The following is a 19,853-nucleotide window of genomic DNA, read 5'->3' as shown; positions in this document are numbered from 1 at the left end:
GCCGGCTTCCGCGCGCTTGAGCGCGTCCATGATCTGGCTATCCGTGAACTTCGACTTCTTCATTGCGTAGAACTCCCTTTGCTGGAAATTCTACTTCTGATCCCGCTTACTGCAGGGGAGGATTACCGGGCTACCAAGATCGGCTGCCTTACGGAAGTAGCGCATTGCTGCGCCGACATCCTGCTGTACCCCATAGCCGATTTCCAGATAGTGACCGAGATCGAAGTAGCCCCCGGGGATGTTGTCGTGCACCAGCCGCATCGCAAGATCTACCGCCTCCTTTCGCCCATCAGGAGCGAGAACGAGCCCCTGAGTAATCAGCAGCTGCGCGTTGTGATTGGCCTTGTAATGACCATACGTTGCCGCGATCCGGTAGTAGCGCATGATGTCGTCGAAGTCTTTCTGCCCGTCTCTCTTCTGCAGGTACCTCGCATAAAGAAACAGCTTGTCGGCATTCGGATCTAGCTTGGGCGCATGTGCGGCTTCGTGCACGCAAGTGAACGCCAAGTTCGCTCGCAGTGCGTCCAGATTGGACGCTTGAGATGCCGGAGAGGCCTTTTTCGTGCATGCGCACAGCAAGAAGACGAACGAGATGGCAGCGAACGCGCGGTTCATGCGGTGGCCGGTGTGTTGAGCATTGCAGACACCGACATTTTTTCCGTCGAATCAGTCTGCGGCGACCCAGTTGCTGGATCGAGATGCTTCTTCTTTGCCAATCGATCGATGAGTTCTTCCGATGGCTTCTCCGGCGGCTTGGCTGCGGCTTGCTCTTTTTCCCATTGGAATGTTCCGTCCCATGGCGGCAACGGCGTAGGTGGTAACGGGGCAATCTTGTCTATGTCGGGAACCGTGGGATTTCGTCCATCGTTGCGCTCGAAAAACCTGCGAATCTTTACGTAACGAGCCGAGCGCTCAGGATCATTGGGGAGCCCGATGTAGTTCAACTTGTCAGCGGCCGGGGGGCCTGTGAAACCCTTCTCAAGCCCGAACGCCGATAGGCTGTTGCCCGCTGCTACGCCTCGTTGGTACGCCTCCGCAGCCTCTTGGAACCGGCCCTCTGCGCCGAGAAGGTTCCCCCAGCGAATTGGCAGCCTTGCCGTAACCTTGCCCCGCCGCGCACTGCCACATCTGGACGGCGATATTGCGAGACGGTGCGTCAGGGAGCAATTTCTCGGCAATGTAGTCTTGCGCCTCGGGGTTGCCGAGGTCTGCCGCCTTCCGGAAGTTACGCAACGCAGCCAAGATGTCTTTCTGGACGCCGTAGCCCGTCTCAAGGTAGTGACCGATATCGTAGTAGCCCCCGGGGATGTCGTTGTGAACGAGCTGCATCGCAAGATCTACCGCCTCCTTTCGCCCCTCAGGCGAGAGCACGAGACCCTGCGCGATCAGCAGCTGCGCATTGTGATTGGCCTTGTAGTGCCCATACGCCGCCGCGATTCGGTAGTAACGCATGATGTCGTCGAGGTCCTTTTGACCTTCTCGCTTCTGCAGGTACCTTGCATAGAGAAACAGCTTGTCAGCATCCGGATCAAGCTTGGGGAGATTCGAGGCTTCGTGCACGCACGTGAACGTCAAGTTGGATCGCAGCGCATTTAAGTCAGAAGACTTGGACGCGGTCGGCTCCTTTTTAGCACAGGCACCGGCCAAGACAGCCAGAGAAATTACTGCGATTTCGCGTTTCATTCAGTGGTCCGTGCCCGTCCTTCGATGAGCCAAGAATTCAACGTGGAGGCTAGCCGATGCTGTGCTCCCGCCACGCTGGTCATTAGATGTCCGGCCGACGCTAAATGCGCCGGTCCACATATGATCACGCGACTCGCTAGCTCTCATACGAAACCAACTGCCAGACGACGTTTTCCGTTTGCTCTCTCTCCCCCATCAAGCGATCAAGGATGGCGATCTGTCTCGGCGCTTGAATTGCAAGCGGCGGTAACGTTTCGCCTTTCGCGAATCGGCGTTGCGCATTGGCTGCTTGCCGCGCACCTAGGTTTGCGCACCAGAGACCTTCTTCCGGGCACTTGTCACCAGTAAGTGCGACCGTGCCGAGCGGGAGACGGTCGACCGTTGCCGTAACCGCCGGGGGCTGCCGATCCGACTCAGACGTTTTCTCCGGTGCATCGGGTAGCGGCAGACCCGTCGCCGAGTCCAGATGCTTGTCGCGTGCGAGACGATTGACAAGCTCGTCCGATGGCTTCTCCGGCGGCTTCGCCGCGGCACGTTCCTTTTCCCATTGGAACGTGCCGTCCCAGGCTGGAAGTGGCGCAGGTGGAAGCGGAACGATTTGCGCTATATCCGGGACCTTAGGATTGCGCTCTTCGTTTTTGCTAATAAAGCTGCGAATCAATTCGTAGCGGCGAGAGCGTTCGGCATCTTTGGGCAGCGCGAGGTACCTGATTCTGTCCGACGCTGCGGGGTCATCAAAACCTGTCTCCAGATTGTAAGCCGCTTGGGCGTTACCCGCTTGAACAGCAAGTTGAAAGGCAGATACCGCGCCGGAATAGTCGCCATCAACGGTGAGAACGACTCCCAGCTTATTCGCTGCCGGGCCATTACCCTGCTCTGCAGCGCAGCGCCACATTTTTCGAGCGATTGCCGGTGCCATTCCAACTGGGTTCAGTTGATCTGCAACGTAGGCTTGCGCCTCTGGGTTACCAAGGTCTGCCGCTTTTCGAATGTAACGCATCGCTGCAGCGACATCCTGTTGTAACCCGTACCCGATCTCGAGGTAGTGCCCAACGTCGTAATAGCCACCCGGGATGCCGTCATGCACCAGTTGCATCGCCAAGTCGACCGCCTCCCTCCTCCCCTCTGGAGCAGAAACGAGCTCTTGCACGATTAGCAGCTGCGCATTGTGATTGGCCTTGTAATGACCGTAAGCTGCAGCGATGCGGTAGTACCGCAAGATGTCGTCGAAGTTCTTCTGGCCTGCTTGCTTTTGCAGGTACCTTGCATACAGAAACAGCTTGTCGGTATCCGGATCTGGCTTGGGCATATGCGTGTCTTCATGCACGCAAGTGAACGCCAAGTTCGCTCGCAGTGCGTCCGGATCGGAGGCTTGAGATGCCGGAGGGGCCTTCTTCGTGCAGGCGCACAACAATAAGACGAACGAGATGGTAGCGAACGCGCGGTTCATGCAGGGGCCGGTGTGTTAACCATTGCAGACGCCGACATTTTTTCTGCCGGACCAGTCAGCGGCAACCCCGTTGCCGGATCGAGATGCTTGCCCTTGGCCAACCGATTCACCAATTCATCCGATGGCTTTTCGGGCGGCGTGGCGGCAGCGCGTTCTTTCTCCCACTCGAAGGAGCCGTCCCAGGCTGGCAATGCTGCCGGAGGCAGCGGAACGATCCTTTCAATGTCGGGAACCTTCGGGTTTCGACCATCGTTCCGGTCTATAAACTCACCAATTGCTTTATAGCGCCTCGCACGCTCGACGTCGCTTCGCAACCCAAGTTTGTCCGAGTCCTTAGGGTTATCCGGCGCTCGAAATGCGACTTCAAGACTATATGCGGACTGAGTGTCACCCGCTTTCACTCCAAGTTGAAAAGCCTGGATCGCCTCTTCATAATGCATATCCAGCTTTAAATTGATGCCCAAATTGTTGGCTGCGTCCCCGAGCCCTTGTTCGGCGGAACATTGCCACATTTGATTGGCTATCGCGGGAGCCATCTCCACTGGCTCTAGCTTCTCGGCTACATATGCCTGCGCTTCAGGATTTCCTAGGTCAGCGGCCTTCCGGAAATATCGCATCGCTGCGCCGACGTCCTGCTGTACCCCATAACCAATTTCGAGGTAGTGGCCAAGATCGAAATAGCCACCGGGAATGTCGTCGTGCACGAGTTGCATCGCCAGATCCACCACCTCCTTTCGCCCCTCGGGAGCGAGCACAAGGCCCTGAGTAATGAGCAGCTGGGCATTGTGATTGGCCTTGTAATGGCCATACGCCGCCGCAATCCGGTAGTAGCGCATGATGTCGTCGAAGTCCTTCTGCCCCGCTCGCTTCTGCAGGTACCTTGCGTAGAGAAACAGCTTGTCGGCATCCGGATCTAGCTTGGGCACACGTGCGTCTTCATGCACGCAAGTAAACGCCAAGTTCGCTCGCAGCGCATTTAAGTCAGAAGACTTGGACGCGGTCGCCTCCTTCTTAGCACAGGCACCGGCCAAGACAGCCAGAGAAATTACTGCGATTTCGCGTTTCATTCAGTGGTCGGTGCCCGTCCTTCGACGAGCCAAGAATTCAACGTGGAGGCTAGCTGACGCTGTGCTCCCGTCACGCTGGTCATCAATACGGGCGGTGATGTTCGGCCGACGCGAAATGCGCCAGTCCACATATGATTACGCGACTCGCGAGTGCTAGCTCTCATACGAAACCAACTGCCAGACGACGTTTTCCGTTTGCTCCCTCGCCCCCATCAAGCGGTCAAGAATGGCGATCTGTCTCGGTGCTTGAATGGAAAGCGGCGGTAACGTTTCGCCTTTCGCGAATCGGCGTTGCGCATTGGCCGCTTGTCGTGCACCAAGGTTTGCGCACCAGAGACCGTCTTCTGGACATTTGTCGCCAGTGAGCGCGACCGTGCCGAGGGGGAGACGGTCAGCCGTTGCCGTAACCGCCAACGGCTGCCGATCTGACTCAGACGTTTTCTCCGGTGCGCCTGGTAGCGGCAGGCCAGTCGCCGGATCCAGATGCTTCTCCTTTGCAAGCCGATTGACAAGCTCGTCCGATGGCTTTTCTGGCGGCTTCGTCGAGGCTTGCTCTTTTTCCCACTCGAAGGTGCCATCCCACTGGGGCAGGGCAGTCGGAGGCAGAGGGACGATTCGCTCGACGTCCGGTACTTTGGGGTTACGCCCATCATTGCGATTGATAAACGCTTGAATCTGTCGATAACGCTCGGCCCGCTCCGGGTCACTTGCGAGGCCTAATTTATCCTCTTCCGAGAGGTCCGGGCCGCCCGAAAATGCGCGATTTAAGTTGAAAGCCGATTGCATGTCACCGGCTGCCACTCCCAACTGAAACGCTTTGGCAGCGTCCTGGTACTTCCGATCCAACTTTAAGTCTATGCCTAGGCTATCCGCCGCATCGCCTAATCCTTGCTCGGCCGCGCACTCGAGCATTTGCAGCGCGATGGCTGGCGCCATATTCGCCGGCTCCAACTTGCTGGCTACATACGCCTGCGCCTCTGGGCTACCCAAGTCTGCAGCCTTGCGGAAATATCGCAACGCAGCAGCCGCATCCTGCTCCAAGCCGTATCCGATTTCGAGGTAATGACCAATGTCGTAGTACCCACCCGGGTTACCTTCGGCCATCAACTGCATGGCTAAATCAACCGCCTCCTTCCGACCCTCCGGCGCTAGCGTCAAGCCGTGTACGATCAGCAGTTGCGCGTTCCTGTTGGCCTTGTAATGTCCGTGCGCAGCAGCGATGCGGTAATAGCGCATGATGTCGTCGTAGTCTTTCGCGCCCTCTCTCTTTTGCAGATACCGTCCATAGAGGAAGAGCTTATCTGCGTCGGGATTGAGCGACGGCAGGTGCGTAGCTTCGTGCACGCAGGTGAACCGCAGGTTGGAGCGCAGAGCGCTGAGGTCAGCAGATTGGGACACTGGTGATTCCCTTTTTGAGCATGCAGAGAAAAAAACCGCAACGCAGAGTAGTGGCAACCATCGTTTCATAGGTCAGTCTTTGTAAGAGCGGTCGTTTGAGGCTCGAAAGAACCCGACCAACGAAGCCTTCGGCGCCATGTTCTTGTTTTTTCGTTTTTGGTTTTCGTTCACGATGTCAGTCCATAACGAATACGTGCCCTCAAGACCTCCGAGGTTGGAGCGCGGCTCTCCGCCCCCCCGGGTATGCAGCCCCCACAGATCCTGCCTCAGCCCAGTCGCGACCAGGCCATTCTCAAGCGCAATGTTGATTTCGCTGTCCACGTTCATGCTGCGAAAATTGATGTTCGCCGAACCGAGAGTTGTAAAAGCATCATCGATGATCATCACTTTAGCGTGAACGTATATAGGGACCCATGCTTCCGGCGCAGAATCCGGCGCGACCAGCGTGCAAATGATCACCTTCAGGTTTGGTAGCGGTTCAGGCGCGGCAAGTTCGGCGTCGCTTCCTTGCTGTACCCGTTTTTGCTGCAGATCCTGAATCTCGCCAATCTCCGCCCACATCTGACGCTGCCGGATCTCGCTGTCCTGCAGATAGTTCATCACGCCAATGGCCGAAGCAGGATCCACACCCTGCGTCCTCATACGTTGTTCAACTTGTTGCTCCTTAGCAAGGGCCGCTTGCAGCGACGCTTTCCTCTCCGCCAGTTGATCCACGGTTTCCGCACGCTTCACGCCCGGCATCCGATCGCCATAACCCAGCGACTCGAGCATCTGATAGGTCGTCAGCGTCCCCGACCCCACGGCAACATCGCTCGAATTCGTGATCACGAAAAGATAAATCGGCCCATGCTTGCCCGGATCGCGCCCCGCCTGTTGCTGTTTGGCCGCCGCCGCCTTGATCGTGTCGGCGAAGTCCTCCCAACGAAAGTACTGGTTCTGCACGAACACATACTGCGTCGCATTGTTCAGCGCCTGCAGATACGCCTTGCCGATATCGGTCTTACCGTGTTGCGACTGCGTGCGCAGCACCTGGGCCATCATCCCCCTAGCATTGCTCGATCCCCCGAGACAAAGCTCATGCTTGCCCGCGACGCCTAGCTTCTTGCGCGTTTCGCCCAGCTTCTGCCCCGTGGCCTCGTCCCATGCTTGGCAAAAATTCGAGTTCAAATCCTGCAGCACCGGCCCCGTCACCCGGCTCGAAATGTCCTGCCACGGAGAAGGTCCGCTTCGTCCCGTCTTCGGCGTAGCAGGCGCAGCCTTGTGCTCATCCGTATCCCAGTACTGATCGAGCATGTTGTGCCCCATCACATAACCCACGGCCAGTTCGGGATGCTCGTAGTCGATCAGCACCATTTTCTGGTGGTGGGTGGGTATGCCGCCCATCCCTTGACACATGCCGTTGATCAGCTTGCTGCTCCATCCCGCAGCTTCACCGTGGGCCCGGATTCTCTCGACGATCTCCGTGCGCTCCGACACGTCGAACGTTCGGGTCGCCAACTCCAGGTTTTTGAACCCGACGGCCGCGTTCATCAGATAGTTCGATGCGTCTCCCAACAAAGTCGTCGGCATAAACCGCGATATGGATATTTCGTCGAGGGCTTGATCGCCCGCATTCTGGTGAACGGTGTTCGTCACGTTGTTCAAATTGGCGCGCCAATACCATTTCAGATCGAACAAGGTCTCCTCGTCGGTCTGGTAGTCGGGACTCATCATCGAGATCTTCTCGTACACAACGTCCGGCAGCATCCGTTTCGTGGTCGTGACCTTACCGTCGAAACCCGGCATGTTGTTCTCACCGGCTTCCGCTATATACAGCGGATCATGCCAACACAACAACCGCACCTTGACGTTGTCCTTCTCGCCCTTATGCGCCAGCAGCTCGCCGATGCGCATCGACTTGCTCCCATCGCGCACGAAGTACATCGACGGCTGAAAGCCCCAGCAGATGATGTCGATCGAATGCTTCGCACCGAGCATGTCTTGGTAAAGCGAGCCGAACGCACGCTGCCCGTTCACCAAATATCTGAACTCGCACCACCGCGGGTCGTATTCGGTCTTGTGAACGAACCAGCGCATCGTGCTTTTCGCCGTATTGGTCTCATTGAGCGCCATCGGCGTCGTAATCGTGCAGTCGAAATTGGGCGTAGCCATGGCTTATGCGTCCGACGGAGGATTCAGCAAATCGTTATAGCTCGAGCGATGCTGCGCACGGTCCCCGGCCGGCGCATCGCCGCCCCCCAATCCTTCGTGGAATTGAAAACCTTGGTTCGCAAGCCGGCCGTTGTCCGCGTCCCCGCGATATTCGCCGGGCACGGGAATCTCATGCGTCGTGCCATTGACCAGCTCGAGCCGATAGTTTTGCGTCGTGACATGATGATCGATCGGCAAGTACCCCGTGCGGTCGATCACCCCTTCCTTGACGAGCGCGCCGTCCGCAAAAAGCTTGTACGGCATCCCCGCCGGCACGCTACTGGGCGCGTCCGGCGAAGCATGCAGATTGAGCGTAAGACGCTTGGTCGGCATGTCCTTGAAATCCGGATGCGTGACATCCATGCGCGTCGGCCCGGCAAACACGCGCTGCGCCCCCTTCACATCGACACTGCCAGGCCCGTGTATGTCGATGTTCCCATCCTTGATATGGATGTAAGCGCCGCCCGAAGTCAATAAGATCCCTTGTTGAGCCGCGACCTTGACCATCTCCGTCGTGGCGAGCATCCGCACGGTCGTCTTGCCCGTCAATTCGATTGTGTCGCTGTGCGACTGAATTTCGACCTTGCCCTTCCCGGCGAACAGCTTCATGCCCGCGTTCTGGACGAACAAGCTGATCTTGTCCGACACGCTGGCAATCAGCGATTTACCCGCCACGATATGCGCGCTTTGCCCGCTGACGACGTTCAAGTGCTGGTCGCTCGACACATGCGTCGATTGGAACGTCGACGTCGCAATGCTGTCGGGAGCCGCAACCAACATGATCGGTTTGGCGAAGCCGTTCGCACTGCCAGCACCGCCGCCCGCAGTGCGCCCGCGTGCGGCATCTCCGACTACCGCGTGCTGCGCAGCGTCCGCGAATGCTTTCAGCGAATCGTGGCCTTGCTGAAGGCTCTCCGCCTGATGATTCACGCTGGTTTGCGACAGCGCATCGATTACGCTTTGCGCGCCCGAGAGCTGCGACACCGCAGGACGTGCATCGAACGGTTGCTTCATCGATGCGGGATGCGTCGAGAGATAGAGCCCCTGCCCCGCTCGAATTGCACCATAGGCATTCGACTTCAAATCGAATCCGGCGCCCAAATATTCACCGCGTTTGTTGCCTGTGTGATCGACGAGATAGCCCAGATGCAGATGCGAATCTTCGCTCGTCGTAGCGAGGTGAATGCGGTTCTGACCGGTGGCGTCGTCCAATACCAATTGATTGAAACCGCTGCCGCCGTATTCCTTCGAGCGCAGCCCGGACAGCAATCCCGTCGTATGCCAAACCGGCGGCGTCGTGCCGCCGTGCATGCGGCCGACGATGACAGGCCGATCGCAATCGCCGCCGACGAAGCCCACCAGCACTTCGTCGCCCGCTCGCATCGGGAAATGCCCGCCGCGAGTCGAACCAGCAGCGGCGAATCCGGCGCGCACCCAGCACGAGGCTTTCTCGTCGCGCTCGTTCAAGCGATTCCATGGAAACCACACCTTCACACGATTCAGCGCATCGGTGTAGATCTCTTCGCCCTCGGGGCCCGCAATGATCGCAGGCTGCCACTGCATGAGCGGCTTCTTATGCTCGAGCGGACTGCGAAACGGCGCACGCCGCCGCTGCGCCTCGATTTCGACTTGAAAGAAACCTTCGCTACCATCGGCGTGTTTGACGAGCACACCGCCGCTGCGCGGCGCCGCCGACGCTTCGGCGATCTCGCTTCTCAAGCTGCCGGAGAAATCCGCGATCTCCTCCATGCCGGGCAGATTGTTTCGGATCGTCCAAGCCGTCGAGAGAATGGCGAATTCACGATCTTGCGGCTGGCCGCGATCATGCACCGGGTGCCCTTCGAGGGTGAACCAATACCCGGGCATGGCCGAGCGCAAACTGCCGATGCCATGAAAACGCTGAGCCTGCGACGCCCATCCTTCAAGACGGACAGCCGCTTGATCGTCGCCGTGCTCGCGGGCGCCCCATGTGTAGCCGCCCGTGTAGTCGTACACCTCGCCTTGCGCCGGCACCGTGCGATCCGGGCGATTGACGTCGCCGCTGACGTGCTTGGTCCAATCGGGCCGCTTGTAATCGAAGGTGCGTGTCGTCAGCGTCGCGCTTTGGATCTGTTGCCGCTCGTTCCATTGCGTGAAGCCGTCCGTTTCCTCGCGCAACCCAGTACGCACGAAACGAACCGGTTCGCTATCGAGCGCCGGCACGAAGTACAGATCGTCGGTGAGCACGAGCGTGTGCGATTTGCCGTCTTCGGCCTGCTCGAACCGGCCGAACACGCCCGCTTCTTCGAGGCTTCGATGCACGAAATTCCAGTCGCGCTCCCATTGCACGCGATAGGAATACGACGGCATCGTTTGCCGCAAGTCGAACCGATACGCGCCGCCCGCTTGGGGATGCGCATCAAACACATCGGCAATGATTTGCTGGCCGCTTTGCTCCTGCCAGTCGCGCATATCCCTGCGCAAATGCAGAAAATGCAGCCACGAGGCAAAGCGAAGCTGATAAAAGCTCAGGTAGCCATCCCCGCCTAGACGCGAGCCGGTATGAACGTAGCCGTGATGCGGACGGTACGTCCGATCCGCTTGCTGAATCCATAGCGTGACGGGCGCACCGATCAACGCCTTGACATCGATCGCTTCGGTGCGCGTGGAAACCGCATCCACGACGAATTCATAGTCGCGCCCAATACGTGAGACACCTTTCACGTACAGCGGCAGAAGCCGGTCGTCACCGAGTGGCGTGTCCAACTTGAGCAGCCGATTGTGTTGTATTCCCCCGTCGTACGCTGCGTCGATAAGCTTATTGGAAGCCATGCCACGCCCCTCTTTTGCCGACAGATTATTCTGAGAAGCGGCGATTTTAATCGAGTTGCCACAATTAATCGATAGCGGCAAGTCGGGAAACACTTTTAAACGCTCGATTTATGCAAACGCAATGGACGGAGGCTTTTGATGATATCAACAGGAATATAATACCTTTCAAATAAATTACGACCCTGAATAAATCGGGTGTTTTTGCCGAATGGCGGCCGCCGGTCAGCTGGACTGCATACAAATAAACGCAAACCATTGCTCGTCCTTTCGCGACCGCAGCGACCGCAGCGGCCGCGCTTGCAGAGCGCGACACTCCACGGCCAGGCCCTGGGACGAATGCGCAGCGTCTTTCGCTCAATGCGCCTTTTGCCCCTGGCGCGCCCCAATCACCAACGCAATCGCCGCGAGCACCACCAATACCGCTGCGAAGATCACATTCGCCCCAAGATGCCCGATTTGCCGAGACAGCAGCGCGACCCCGACGGCGGGCAGCGAGTTACCGCCGTAGCAGCAGAGCAAATACGCAGACAGCACTTCGGCGCGGCGCTCGGGCGGTGCAATTCGATTCACTTCCTGCAAACTGCCTCGAAATCCAAATGCGGTTGCGATGCCGCAAAGCGCCGTCGCGGCGATCAGCAGGGCGAGCGATCCGGCGATCTGCGCCCACAACAACAGGCCGAGGCTTGGCGGAAGCAGCCACAAGCCGATGAACATCGTGATCTTCGGCGCCAGCATGGGCGTCGCGACGACCGCGATCGCGCCGGCAGCGAAGAGCTCGGCGACCACCGCGCCGCTCAGCGCGGGGCTGTGCATCCGCATACTGCTGGCGAGCAGATTCGGCGCGAGCGCCGCATAGAAACCGAGCAAGGCGAAGGTGGCGACGGCAGTCACGGCGGGCGCAATGAAGGCGACGCGCGCATTGGCCGGTACGCCGACGCGTGGCTTCAGTGAAAGCTGGCCGGAAGCGCGGACGGGAGACTCGACGGTCTCGCGCGTGCGCGCGACGACCGCCGCAGTAACCAGCAACAGCACGGCGTAGATGACATACACGGTGCGCAGCGGTTGCGGCGCGAACTGCGCGAGCAGGCCGGACACCAATACGCCCACCGCGAGGCCGATCAAGTTGACGGCCGCCGCGAGGCGGCTCGCGAACGCTTTATCGGCGGAGCGATGCAGATCGGCAATCCAGGCCGTAGCCGTGGCGGCGCCCACGCCGATCGCCAGGCCGCTGGCCGCACGCGCGATGAAAAGCATGGCCGGATGCTCGGCGAACAAGAACAACAACGTGCTCACGCCGCCGACGGCCAGCACGAGAAGACTCACGAGCCGACGCCCGGCCTGGTCGGAGATGCGCCCGAACGCGAACAGCGCACCCAAATTGCCGATGACATAAGTGGCGTACACGAGCGTGATCGTCACCTCCGATACGCCAAACGTGCGTTGATAAAGGGGGTAGAGCGGGGTGACGATCGTGCTGCCTGCATAGATCACGCCGAGCAAAACGGCGGCGGCGCACAACGATGCGGGGTTGCCGAGCGTCGCCTGGTGCCATGAACGCGTCGTAAACATCGAATCCCTCTGGAGAAGTCGCTTCTCATGAGGCCAGCAAGCGATGTTCCGGCACAACGCCGCGACAGCGCGACAGCGCGGAAGTGCACCGGTGCAAGCGCCGCGCGCCGCTATTCATCCCTAATCATCTCCACCATCGTCGCGAGCAATTCCTTCACGACAGCGGGGAGCCTTCTCTCGCGCATCGTGCTGACCTGCAGCACGCGTTGATTCAACACCGGTTCGTCGATGGGCCGCCATACGAGCGACGTCTCGTGTGTCATTCCTTTCAACGCCACCGAACTGCCGAGCGTGATCGCCCCCGCAAGCGCCGCGAAAGCGTGCAGCGCCGCCGAATTGTTGCTGCTCAGCACCGGCTCGATGCGAATGCCGCGCGTCGAGCAACACAAATCGAACAATTGGCGCACCGTCGTGCCGCGCTCGAGCAGAGCGACGGGATAGGCCTGCAAATCGGCCAGCGTCAGCAAGGCTTGCGCTGCAAGCGGATGGCCGATGTGAAGCAACGCGCGCACCGGCATCTCGATCGAATACGCGACATCGAGCGCAGGCGTATTGCCGCTTGAAAACGCCACTCCTATATCGACTTCGCCCACGGTCACCCAATGCTCGACCTGCGCGGGCGTTCCCGAACGCAACGCATAGCGCGCATTCGGTGCGACGGCGCGATGCCGTGCGAGCACAGCGGGCAGGAAAGAGCGCGTGAAACCTTCCGTGCATGCGATGCGCACGAGCCGGCCGCCGCGCGTCTTGCCCGCTGAAATGTCGCCGAGCACCGCGTCGGCCTCGAGCAGCGTGCGCCGGGCGTGCTCGGCTAGCAATTCGCCCGCTTCGGTCAGCACCATGCCGCGCGGCAACCGCTCGAACAACGGCGCGCCGACATCTTCTTCGAGCTTGCCGATTTGTCGGCTGATTGCTGAGACGGCGACGTGCAGATGCTCGGAGGCGGCGGCGAGCGATCCCGTGCGCGCGACCTCGACGAAGTAGCGCAGGGCGATTCCGTGCAGCATGTGTCTCACTCCAAAAGATTGCGTTGCCTTTTCGGCAAGCCTAATCGACAAAATTGAAATTGTTGCGAATTTTTGGCGTTCCTAACCTCGGTGTCATTAGCCAGCCGAGGACATGCCATGACTGCGAGCCTGCTCACCGAAAACCGACGCGCAGATGCAATCGAGCGCGCAAGGCAGGCGTACGACAGCGGCCGACTGCTCGACGATTTGACGCGCCGCATCGGTTTTCGCACTGAAAGTCAGAACCCGTCTCAAGCGGATGCGCTCCACGCGTACCTTGCCGACGAAATAGCCCCGACGCTCGCGCGGCTTGGTTTTACGTACCGGATCGCGGCCAATCCCACCGCCGAGCGTGCGCCGTTTCTCATCGCCGAACGCATCGAGGACCCATCCCTGCCGACCGTGCTGACATACGGCCATGGCGATGTGGTGCGCGGCTACGACGAACAATGGCGCGCCGGTCTCGCGCCATGGCGAGTGACGGTGGAAGGCGATCGCTGGTACGGACGCGGCAGCGCCGACAACAAGGGCCAACACTCGATCAATTTCGCGGCGCTCGGCGCAGTGCTCGACGCGCGCGGCGGCAGGCTCGGCTACAACGTGAAGGTCATCTTCGAAATGGGCGAAGAGATCGGCTCGCCGGGCCTCAACGAGATCTGCACGCTAGAGAGCACGGCGCTTGCCGCCGATGTGTTCATCGCTTCGGACGGGCCGCGTGTCAGCGGCGAACGCCCCACGGTGTTTTTAGGTTCGCGCGGCGGGGTGAACTTCGATTTGACGGTCGATCTGCGCGAAGGCGCACACCATTCCGGCAATTGGGGCGGGGTGTTGCGCAACCCGGCGATCGTGCTCGCGCATGCAATTGCTAGCCTCGTCGACACACGCGGCGCCATCGTCGTCGATGGATTGCGTCCGCCGCCCGTCTCCGATGCCGTCCGCCGCGCCCTCGCCGATATCGAATTGGGCGGCGATGCCAACGCGCCCGAAATCGACCCCGAGTGGGGCGAACCGGGCTTGACGCCGACCGAGCGCGTCATTGCTTGGAATACGCTCGAAGTGCTGGCATTCAAGGCTGGCAACCCCGATGCGCCCGTCAATGCGATCCCGCCCGTGGCGCGCGCAACGTGTCAATTGCGCTTTGTCGTCGGTACCGACAGTGCGCATATCGCGGAACATCTGGCGGCGCATTTCGCCCGCCACGGGTTCACCGAGGTGCAAGTGTGCGTGACGCGCACGGCGGCCGCCACGCGCCTCGATCCCGAGGACCCATGGGTCGATTGGGCGCTGCGCTCGATTGCGAATACGACCGACAAGAAACCCGCGTTGCTGCCGAACCTCGGCGGCACCGTGCCGAACGATGTCTTTGCCGACACCCTCGGATTGCCGACGCTTTGGATCCCACACTCATACCCCGCATGCTCGCAACACGCACCAAACGAACATCTGCTCGGCTCTGTCGCCCGCGAGGCGCTCGGGGTCATGGCGGGAATCTGGTGGGACCTCGGCGAAGACGCGCGACGCATCGTCGAAGCACGCACCGCTAGCAGCGAAGCATCGGCGCCCCATGCTTCAGTTATCGAATAGGCCGATTCGGCCACGCCCGCTCAACTTCGGCGCCGAGGTGTCTCGACGCCGGTCTTCATCATCGTCAAGCAACCGATCGAGGTCGCGATGAACCCCACCCGCACGTCTTCGCGTACTAGCACGCGCAAGCCATTGAGCCTCATGCAAATCGTCTTTGCGACATCAGCCGGCAACGCACTCGAATGGTTCGACATCGCGATCTATGGATTCTTCGCGATCTACATCGGCAGGCACTTCTTCCCGACCACCGATCAAACCGCGTCGCTGTTGTTGACGTTCGGCACTTTCGGCGCGTCGTACCTCGTCCGCCCGATCGGCGGCGTCGTGCTGGGCGCCTATGCCGACAAGCGTGGACGCAAAGCCGCCTTGATGATGTCGGTCAGCCTCATGATGGTGGGCACGGCGATCATTGCGCTAATGCCGAGCTACGCGACGATTGGGTTGGCTGCGCCAATCGGCGTTTTTGCAGCGCGGTTGATACAAGGCTTCTCGGCGGGTGGCGAGTTCGGCGCATCGACGGCGATGTTGATCGAACATGCCCCGCACCGGCGCGGCTTCCTCGCGAGTTGGCAGTTTGCGACGCAGGGCTTGTCGACGCTGATGGCGGCAACGTGCGGCTTCGCGCTCAGTCGATGGCTGAGCCACGAAGCGCTCGACGCTTGGGGCTGGCGCGTGCCGTTCTTCTTGGGCTTGCTGATCGGCCCGGTGGGATTGTATCTGCGCCGCTTTCTCGAAGATGCCTCCGACTTCACCGAAGCGGTGCGCACGGAAACGCCCGTGCGCGACGTCTTCGCCACGCAAAAGCGCATGATGCTGGTCGCAACCGGGGCGCTAGCCGTATCGACGTCGGTCAATTACCTGCTGCAGTACGTGCCCACCTTCGCGATCCGCGAGTTGCATCTGCCTGCGCAGACCAGCTTCGCGGCGACGATGATCGGCGGCGTCATCCTCACGTGCGTGACGCCTGTTGCCGGATACCTGTCGGATCGCATCGGCAGACTCGCGCAGATGACGGCTGTCGCACTGCTCTTCGTCGTCACCGCGTATCCCGCTTTCTCGTACACGCTCGATCATCTGTCCACGCTGACGCTCTTCGCGCTCGTTGCTTGGCTCGCGCTGTTGAAGTCGATTTATTTCGGGGCGTTGCCCGCGTTGATGTCGGAGGTGTTTCCGACGGCGACGCGCTCCACTGGCATGTCGGTCGCGTATAACGTGGGCGTGACGGTGTTCGGCGGGTTCACGCCCGTGATCGTGACGTGGTTGATCAGTGCGACGGCGAATCGGAGCGCACCGAGCTTTTATGTCATGGCGACGGCGATGATTAGCCTTGCCGCGCTGGCATCGGTGAGCCGGGTGAAGGGGATAGCGGAGAATGGGCGGCTCGCGGCGCAAGGGTCGCGGTAACGCCTCTTGCGATGCGGGCATGAATACGCCGTCGGCCAATCAGGCGAAGGTATGCTCCGGTGGCATCGCTTAACGCTGCTCGGGTGTGGGCGTGCTCGAGAGCGCGTCTTTCCGCCTGATCGGCACGAAGCCGACGCGCAGTCCGAACAGTTTCGCGACGCTATTGAGCGAGTCGACGGTTGGGTTCCCCGTGCCGCGCTCGATGTCCTGAATGACGCGGCGGCTGACGCCGCGATGCGCGGCGAATTCCGATTGCGTTAAGCCTGTCATCTCGCGCATTGCCTTGATGGCTTCGGGGATGGTCAATTCGCCTCGCTCGATCTTTTCGTAGAATGCGCGGCGCAGAGCGTTCTGCTCGTCACGAGTCGGTCGGGTACGGCGTGGCATGGCGGGCCTCTGCGGGTCAAAGCGCTTTCAGCTGTCGAACCTGAGTGTCGATGGGATGCGTCAGGAATTCGATGATGTCGTGGTCGACTCCCTGCGCATCCATGATGTCGGCTAGACCTTCGATCTGCACGGCGAACTGCCGCAAGGCTTGCATAAGCGCCTCACGTTCGCTCTCGGGCAGCGGCAACGTTGAGAGCACATCGGCCCAGTCCGTAAGTTCAACGCGGCTATCCGGCCGATACCATCTAAGCACACGCGAAATCATCTCGGGATCGAGGTACATCGGCGCGAAGTCGAACAGCGGCGTGAGTTGGACTTTGCCCTCCACCACCTGCAATGCCGTATTGCGCGCATGATTGTCCGTGTTGCTCATCGCGAGGTTGAGCACGTCCCGCTTGATAAATTCGAGTGTTTCGGCTGCCGGATCCGTCGCCACCCTGCGGATTGCCGACACGACTTCGAAGAGGGTAGGGCGCACGTCGAAGCCGGTCAGACCGAGGACAGACGCCACGCTCTCCTGGTGAATGCGGATCACTTTCCCGTCTCGTACAGCTCGGTCAAAGCGCGGCACCAGCAGAACATCGCCGTGAAGCATCGGCAACGCGAAATGCGTTCGGATGCCGAGCGCGGCCGCTACATGCATGTACGCAGCTTCGTTACGCAGCACTTTGCCGTCGGCTGCGCTTTTTCCGCGCGGCAATTTCGCGATCAGGTGCTGCGCCGCATCGGCGTCGGGCAGGATGGCATCGCCGTGAAGCAGACCCTCTCTGTCTTGCGTCAGCAGGTATTTCGGCGCTGCGCCTTGGACCCCGGTCGTGCCGGTGCCAAGCATGCCGTGCAAAAACATCGTTTCCTTGAATTCCGCGCTACGCATCACGACATCGTCAATCGTGAGGCCGGGCAGGCCGCGCGCGGCAGGATGGCGCGCCACGTGCGCGTCGAAGTAATCCACCGCTTCGGCCACGCGTATGCGACCAACAGGATTGAATGCGCCAGCGCAAATCAACGCAAAGTCGGCACTGGGCCCATCGGGTAGCCTCAGTTCGCCGAGCAGGAAACGGCGGCCCTCCCCTTGCGGGACTAAATCGTACATGAACGCCGGCATGGTCCGAGCCGCTCGGATATCGGTGTCTACGGGCTCGGCGAGAGACAGCGGGGCATCGGCGTGTTCCACCGCGTACATCACGTGGTGATTCCAGTGCCAGCGGTCGTTCTCATGCTCGATCTGCGTACAGTCGAGCCAAGCATCGTCTAGGAAAATTTGCAGCGCGCAATTCATAGGGCCACTCCTTAGGCCTCATAAATGTAGCACAATGCGGGTTTTTGAGGCTTTTACGCCTCTTATACGAAGCGCATTGACCGTATTGGCCGTATCGGCATGACGCTCGATGACCCGCCGTCACGTCCGATCCCACGGCGGCAATCCGCCGAACGCTTCCACCAGGAAATCGATCATCGCGCGAATCTTGGCGCTTAGATGCCGGCGGCTCGGGAACAACGCGAGCACGTCGATGTTAGGCAAACGATATTCAGGCAGCACTTGAACGAGCGTGCCGGCGCGCAAATCGTTGCCGACGAGAAACGTGGGTTGCCGAATCACGCCGTGACCCGCGAGCGCGGCGGCGCGCGCCGTATCGCCATTGTTCGTATGCATGTGGCAATCGACTTTCACCGTGTGTGCCCTGCCGTCGCTGTCGATCAGTTGCCACTCGTCGCCGGTGGCCGCATACGAGTAGCCGATGCATCGGTGCCCGGTAAGGTCCGCCGACGTAGCCGGATACCCCGAACGCGCAAGGTAGGCGGGCGATGCGCACAAGACATTCCTCGATGTCGCAAGCTTGCGCGCCGCCTGGTTGGTCGAGCCTGCGCGTGAGATACGAATGGCGAGGTCGAAGCCCTCCTCGACGATATCGACGACGCGGTCGATCAGCGCAACGTCGAGCTCCACCTCCGGATACATCCGCATGAACTCGGGCCATAACGGCGCAAGATAGCGAATTCCGAAACTGACCGGCGCATTGATGCGCAGACGGCCGCGCGGCTTGACCGACGCGGACGACACGAGCCCCTCTGTCTCTGCCACATCGTCGAGGATTGATTTGCAGCGGGCGTGAAAGGTTTCGCCAGCCTCCGTGAGAGAAAGGCTCCGTGAGGTGCGATTCAGCAGACGCGTGCCCAAATGCGCTTCCAACTCATTGACATAGCGTGTCACGTTCGCAGGGGACGTGTCCAACACCGCGGCCGCGCGGGTGAAGCTGCAGCGGCTCACCACCGTCACGAACACTTCGAAAGCGCGTAGTCGGTCCATTGCATGCCCGGATCATTCACAAATGCTGAATGATATACCCAGTTTTTATGCCTTCTCGCGTATCTGACTGAGGCCTATATTGCACCTCACGGGCCGGGCACTGAGCCTCGGTCGGCAAACTGCAGAGGGAGATTGAACATGGAACGCTTGAACGGAAAAGTAGCCATCGTCACCGGCGCGAGTGCGGGGATCGGTCGAGCCACGGCAAAGCTATTTGCTGCGGAAGGCGCAAAAGTGGTGATCGCGGCGCGCCGTGAAGCCGAACTCGAAACGCTCGCTAGCGAGATCGCGAGCGCCGGCGGTGAAGCCGCGTTTCTGGCGGGCGACGTGCAGTCGGAGGATTTTGCGAAAGCTTTGGTTGCGCTGGTCGTGAGCCGCTTCGGCCGCCTCGACATCGCGTACAACAACGCCGGCACCTTGGGCGAAATGGGTCCGAGCACGGGAGTGTCGGAAGCTGGCTGGTCGGCCGCATTGGCAACCAATTTGACGAGTGCCTTTTTGGGAGCGAAGCATCAAATCCCTGAAATGCTGAAGCAAGGCGGCGGGTCGATCATCTTCACGTCGACGTTCGTCGGTTATTCATTCGCCTTTCCGGGCACGGCCGCGTACGCTGCTAGCAAAGCGGGGTTGATTGGACTCACGCAAGCGCTAGCCGCCGAGTATGGGCCGCAAGGCGTGCGCGTCAATGCCATCCTGCCGGGTGCGGTGGACACGCCGATGTACCGGGACATGAACGACACGGCCGAATCGCAAGCCTTCGTGACCAGATTGCATGCGCTCAAGCGCGTTGCGCGGCCTGAGGAACTTGCACGTTCGGTGCTGTATCTCGCGTCCGACGACTCGTCGTTTGTCACCGGTACCGCTTCGCTTGTCGATGGAGGCGCATCGATTACGCGTACGTGATGGGGTTGCGGAGGGGCAGCCGAGACGGTTCGTTGGAACTGAAGTCGACGAGAGTAGATCGCGCTCCGTCGGCTTCAACGCCAACGCCTTGA

15 protein-coding genes and 1 pseudogene are annotated in these 19,853 nt (G+C 60.2%); 3 read left to right on the top strand and 13 right to left on the bottom strand.

Features of this window, described 5'->3' with window-relative positions:
- Positions 1 to 126: 126 nt before the first annotated feature.
- From MMB74_RS22680 to MMB74_RS22635, 10 genes and pseudogenes are all read right to left on the bottom strand, one after another.
- Positions 127 to 615: pseudogene (locus MMB74_RS22680) on the bottom strand (sel1 repeat family protein); the annotation flags it as partial.
- Positions 612 to 944, bottom strand: a complete 333-nt coding sequence (locus tag MMB74_RS22675) for a DUF6396 domain-containing protein (RefSeq protein ID WP_277430906.1) — start codon at positions 942 to 944, stop codon at positions 612 to 614. The pseudogene MMB74_RS22680 and the gene MMB74_RS22675, both read right to left, overlap by 4 nt.
- A gap of 34 nt (positions 945 to 978) precedes the next feature.
- The gene (locus MMB74_RS22670) at positions 979 to 1,683 is read right to left on the bottom strand and encodes a hypothetical protein (protein ID WP_277430905.1); all 705 of its coding nucleotides are present in this window, start codon (positions 1,681 to 1,683) and stop codon (positions 979 to 981) included.
- 136 nt (positions 1,684 to 1,819) lie between these two features.
- On the bottom strand, positions 1,820 to 3,133 hold the full coding sequence (locus tag MMB74_RS22665) for a DUF6396 domain-containing protein (RefSeq protein WP_277430904.1): 1,314 nt from the start codon (positions 3,131 to 3,133) through the stop codon (positions 1,820 to 1,822).
- Entirely contained in the window at positions 3,130 to 4,200 is a 1,071-nt protein-coding gene (locus MMB74_RS22660; protein ID WP_277430903.1) for a sel1 repeat family protein, read from the bottom strand. The genes MMB74_RS22665 and MMB74_RS22660 overlap by 4 nt, the downstream gene beginning before the upstream one ends.
- A gap of 153 nt (positions 4,201 to 4,353) precedes the next feature.
- Complete coding sequence (locus MMB74_RS22655) at positions 4,354 to 5,598, bottom strand: DUF6396 domain-containing protein (protein ID WP_346780698.1); 1,245 nt, start codon at positions 5,596 to 5,598, stop codon at positions 4,354 to 4,356.
- A gap of 72 nt (positions 5,599 to 5,670) precedes the next feature.
- Entirely contained in the window at positions 5,671 to 7,749 is a 2,079-nt protein-coding gene (locus MMB74_RS22650; RefSeq protein WP_277430901.1) for a phospholipase D-like domain-containing protein, read from the bottom strand.
- 3 nt (positions 7,750 to 7,752) lie between these two features.
- Positions 7,753 to 10,599 carry a type VI secretion system tip protein TssI/VgrG gene (gene tssI / locus MMB74_RS22645; RefSeq protein WP_277430900.1) on the bottom strand — a complete coding sequence of 949 codons (2,847 nt, stop codon included), beginning with the start codon at positions 10,597 to 10,599 and terminating at the stop codon, positions 7,753 to 7,755.
- A 354-nt stretch (positions 10,600 to 10,953) separates the two neighbouring features.
- Entirely contained in the window at positions 10,954 to 12,168 is a 1,215-nt protein-coding gene (locus MMB74_RS22640) for an MFS transporter (RefSeq protein ID WP_277430899.1), read from the bottom strand.
- A gap of 110 nt (positions 12,169 to 12,278) precedes the next feature.
- Positions 12,279 to 13,175, bottom strand: coding sequence for a LysR family transcriptional regulator (locus MMB74_RS22635; protein ID WP_277430898.1), 897 nt, complete (start codon positions 13,173 to 13,175; stop codon positions 12,279 to 12,281).
- A gap of 117 nt (positions 13,176 to 13,292) precedes the next feature.
- Between MMB74_RS22635 and MMB74_RS22630 the strand changes: the two genes are divergently transcribed.
- Both MMB74_RS22630 and MMB74_RS22625 read left to right on the top strand, forming a co-directional pair.
- The gene (locus MMB74_RS22630) at positions 13,293 to 14,759 is read left to right on the top strand and encodes a M20 family metallopeptidase (protein WP_277430897.1); all 1,467 of its coding nucleotides are present in this window, start codon (positions 13,293 to 13,295) and stop codon (positions 14,757 to 14,759) included.
- An 87-nt stretch (positions 14,760 to 14,846) separates the two neighbouring features.
- Positions 14,847 to 16,163 carry an MFS transporter gene (locus tag MMB74_RS22625; RefSeq protein ID WP_277430896.1) on the top strand — a complete coding sequence of 439 codons (1,317 nt, stop codon included), beginning with the start codon at positions 14,847 to 14,849 and terminating at the stop codon, positions 16,161 to 16,163.
- Between the two features lie 69 nt (positions 16,164 to 16,232).
- Here the strand turns inward: MMB74_RS22625 and MMB74_RS22620 are convergent, their stop codons facing one another.
- From MMB74_RS22620 to MMB74_RS22610, 3 genes are all read right to left on the bottom strand, one after another.
- Complete coding sequence (locus MMB74_RS22620; RefSeq protein WP_277430895.1) at positions 16,233 to 16,550, bottom strand: helix-turn-helix domain-containing protein; 318 nt, start codon at positions 16,548 to 16,550, stop codon at positions 16,233 to 16,235.
- Positions 16,551 to 16,566: 16 nt separating this feature from the next.
- Positions 16,567 to 17,829, bottom strand: coding sequence for a HipA domain-containing protein (locus MMB74_RS22615; RefSeq protein ID WP_277430894.1), 1,263 nt, complete (start codon positions 17,827 to 17,829; stop codon positions 16,567 to 16,569).
- A 120-nt stretch (positions 17,830 to 17,949) separates the two neighbouring features.
- Positions 17,950 to 18,858, bottom strand: a complete 909-nt coding sequence (locus tag MMB74_RS22610) for a LysR family transcriptional regulator (protein WP_277430893.1) — start codon at positions 18,856 to 18,858, stop codon at positions 17,950 to 17,952.
- 138 nt (positions 18,859 to 18,996) lie between these two features.
- Here MMB74_RS22610 and MMB74_RS22605 point away from each other — a divergent pair, with 138 nt between their 5' ends.
- Complete coding sequence (locus MMB74_RS22605; protein WP_277430892.1) at positions 18,997 to 19,761, top strand: SDR family oxidoreductase; 765 nt, start codon at positions 18,997 to 18,999, stop codon at positions 19,759 to 19,761.
- Positions 19,762 to 19,853 lie beyond the last annotated feature (92 nt).

The sequence above is a fragment of the Trinickia sp. Y13 genome (genome assembly GCF_029522115.1).
Lineage (GTDB): Bacteria > Pseudomonadota > Gammaproteobacteria > Burkholderiales > Burkholderiaceae > Trinickia.
This window is presented reverse-complemented; position numbering and strand designations above follow the sequence as displayed.

Excerpts from the sequence above, each read along its gene's own strand:
- tssI (WP_277430900.1), bottom strand. The coding sequence starts at position 10,599 with ATGGCTTCCAATAAGCTTATCGACGCAGCGTACGACGGGGGAATACAA.
- MMB74_RS22670 (WP_277430905.1), bottom strand. The coding sequence starts at position 1,683 with ATGAAACGCGAAATCGCAGTAATTTCTCTGGCTGTCTTGGCCGGTGCC.
- MMB74_RS22610 (WP_277430893.1), bottom strand. The coding sequence starts at position 18,858 with ATGGACCGACTACGCGCTTTCGAAGTGTTCGTGACGGTGGTGAGCCGC.
- MMB74_RS22665 (WP_277430904.1), bottom strand. The coding sequence starts at position 3,133 with ATGAACCGCGCGTTCGCTACCATCTCGTTCGTCTTATTGTTGTGCGCC.
- MMB74_RS22630 (WP_277430897.1), top strand. The coding sequence starts at position 13,293 with ATGACTGCGAGCCTGCTCACCGAAAACCGACGCGCAGATGCAATCGAG.
- MMB74_RS22635 (WP_277430898.1), bottom strand. The coding sequence starts at position 13,175 with ATGCTGCACGGAATCGCCCTGCGCTACTTCGTCGAGGTCGCGCGCACG.
- MMB74_RS22615 (WP_277430894.1), bottom strand. The coding sequence starts at position 17,829 with ATGAATTGCGCGCTGCAAATTTTCCTAGACGATGCTTGGCTCGACTGT.
- MMB74_RS22640 (WP_277430899.1), bottom strand. The coding sequence starts at position 12,168 with ATGTTTACGACGCGTTCATGGCACCAGGCGACGCTCGGCAACCCCGCA.
- MMB74_RS22625 (WP_277430896.1), top strand. The coding sequence starts at position 14,847 with ATGAACCCCACCCGCACGTCTTCGCGTACTAGCACGCGCAAGCCATTG.
- MMB74_RS22605 (WP_277430892.1), top strand. The coding sequence starts at position 18,997 with ATGGAACGCTTGAACGGAAAAGTAGCCATCGTCACCGGCGCGAGTGCG.
- MMB74_RS22620 (WP_277430895.1), bottom strand. The coding sequence starts at position 16,550 with ATGCCACGCCGTACCCGACCGACTCGTGACGAGCAGAACGCTCTGCGC.
- MMB74_RS22650 (WP_277430901.1), bottom strand. The coding sequence starts at position 7,749 with ATGGCTACGCCCAATTTCGACTGCACGATTACGACGCCGATGGCGCTC.
- MMB74_RS22660 (WP_277430903.1), bottom strand. The coding sequence starts at position 4,200 with ATGAAACGCGAAATCGCAGTAATTTCTCTGGCTGTCTTGGCCGGTGCC.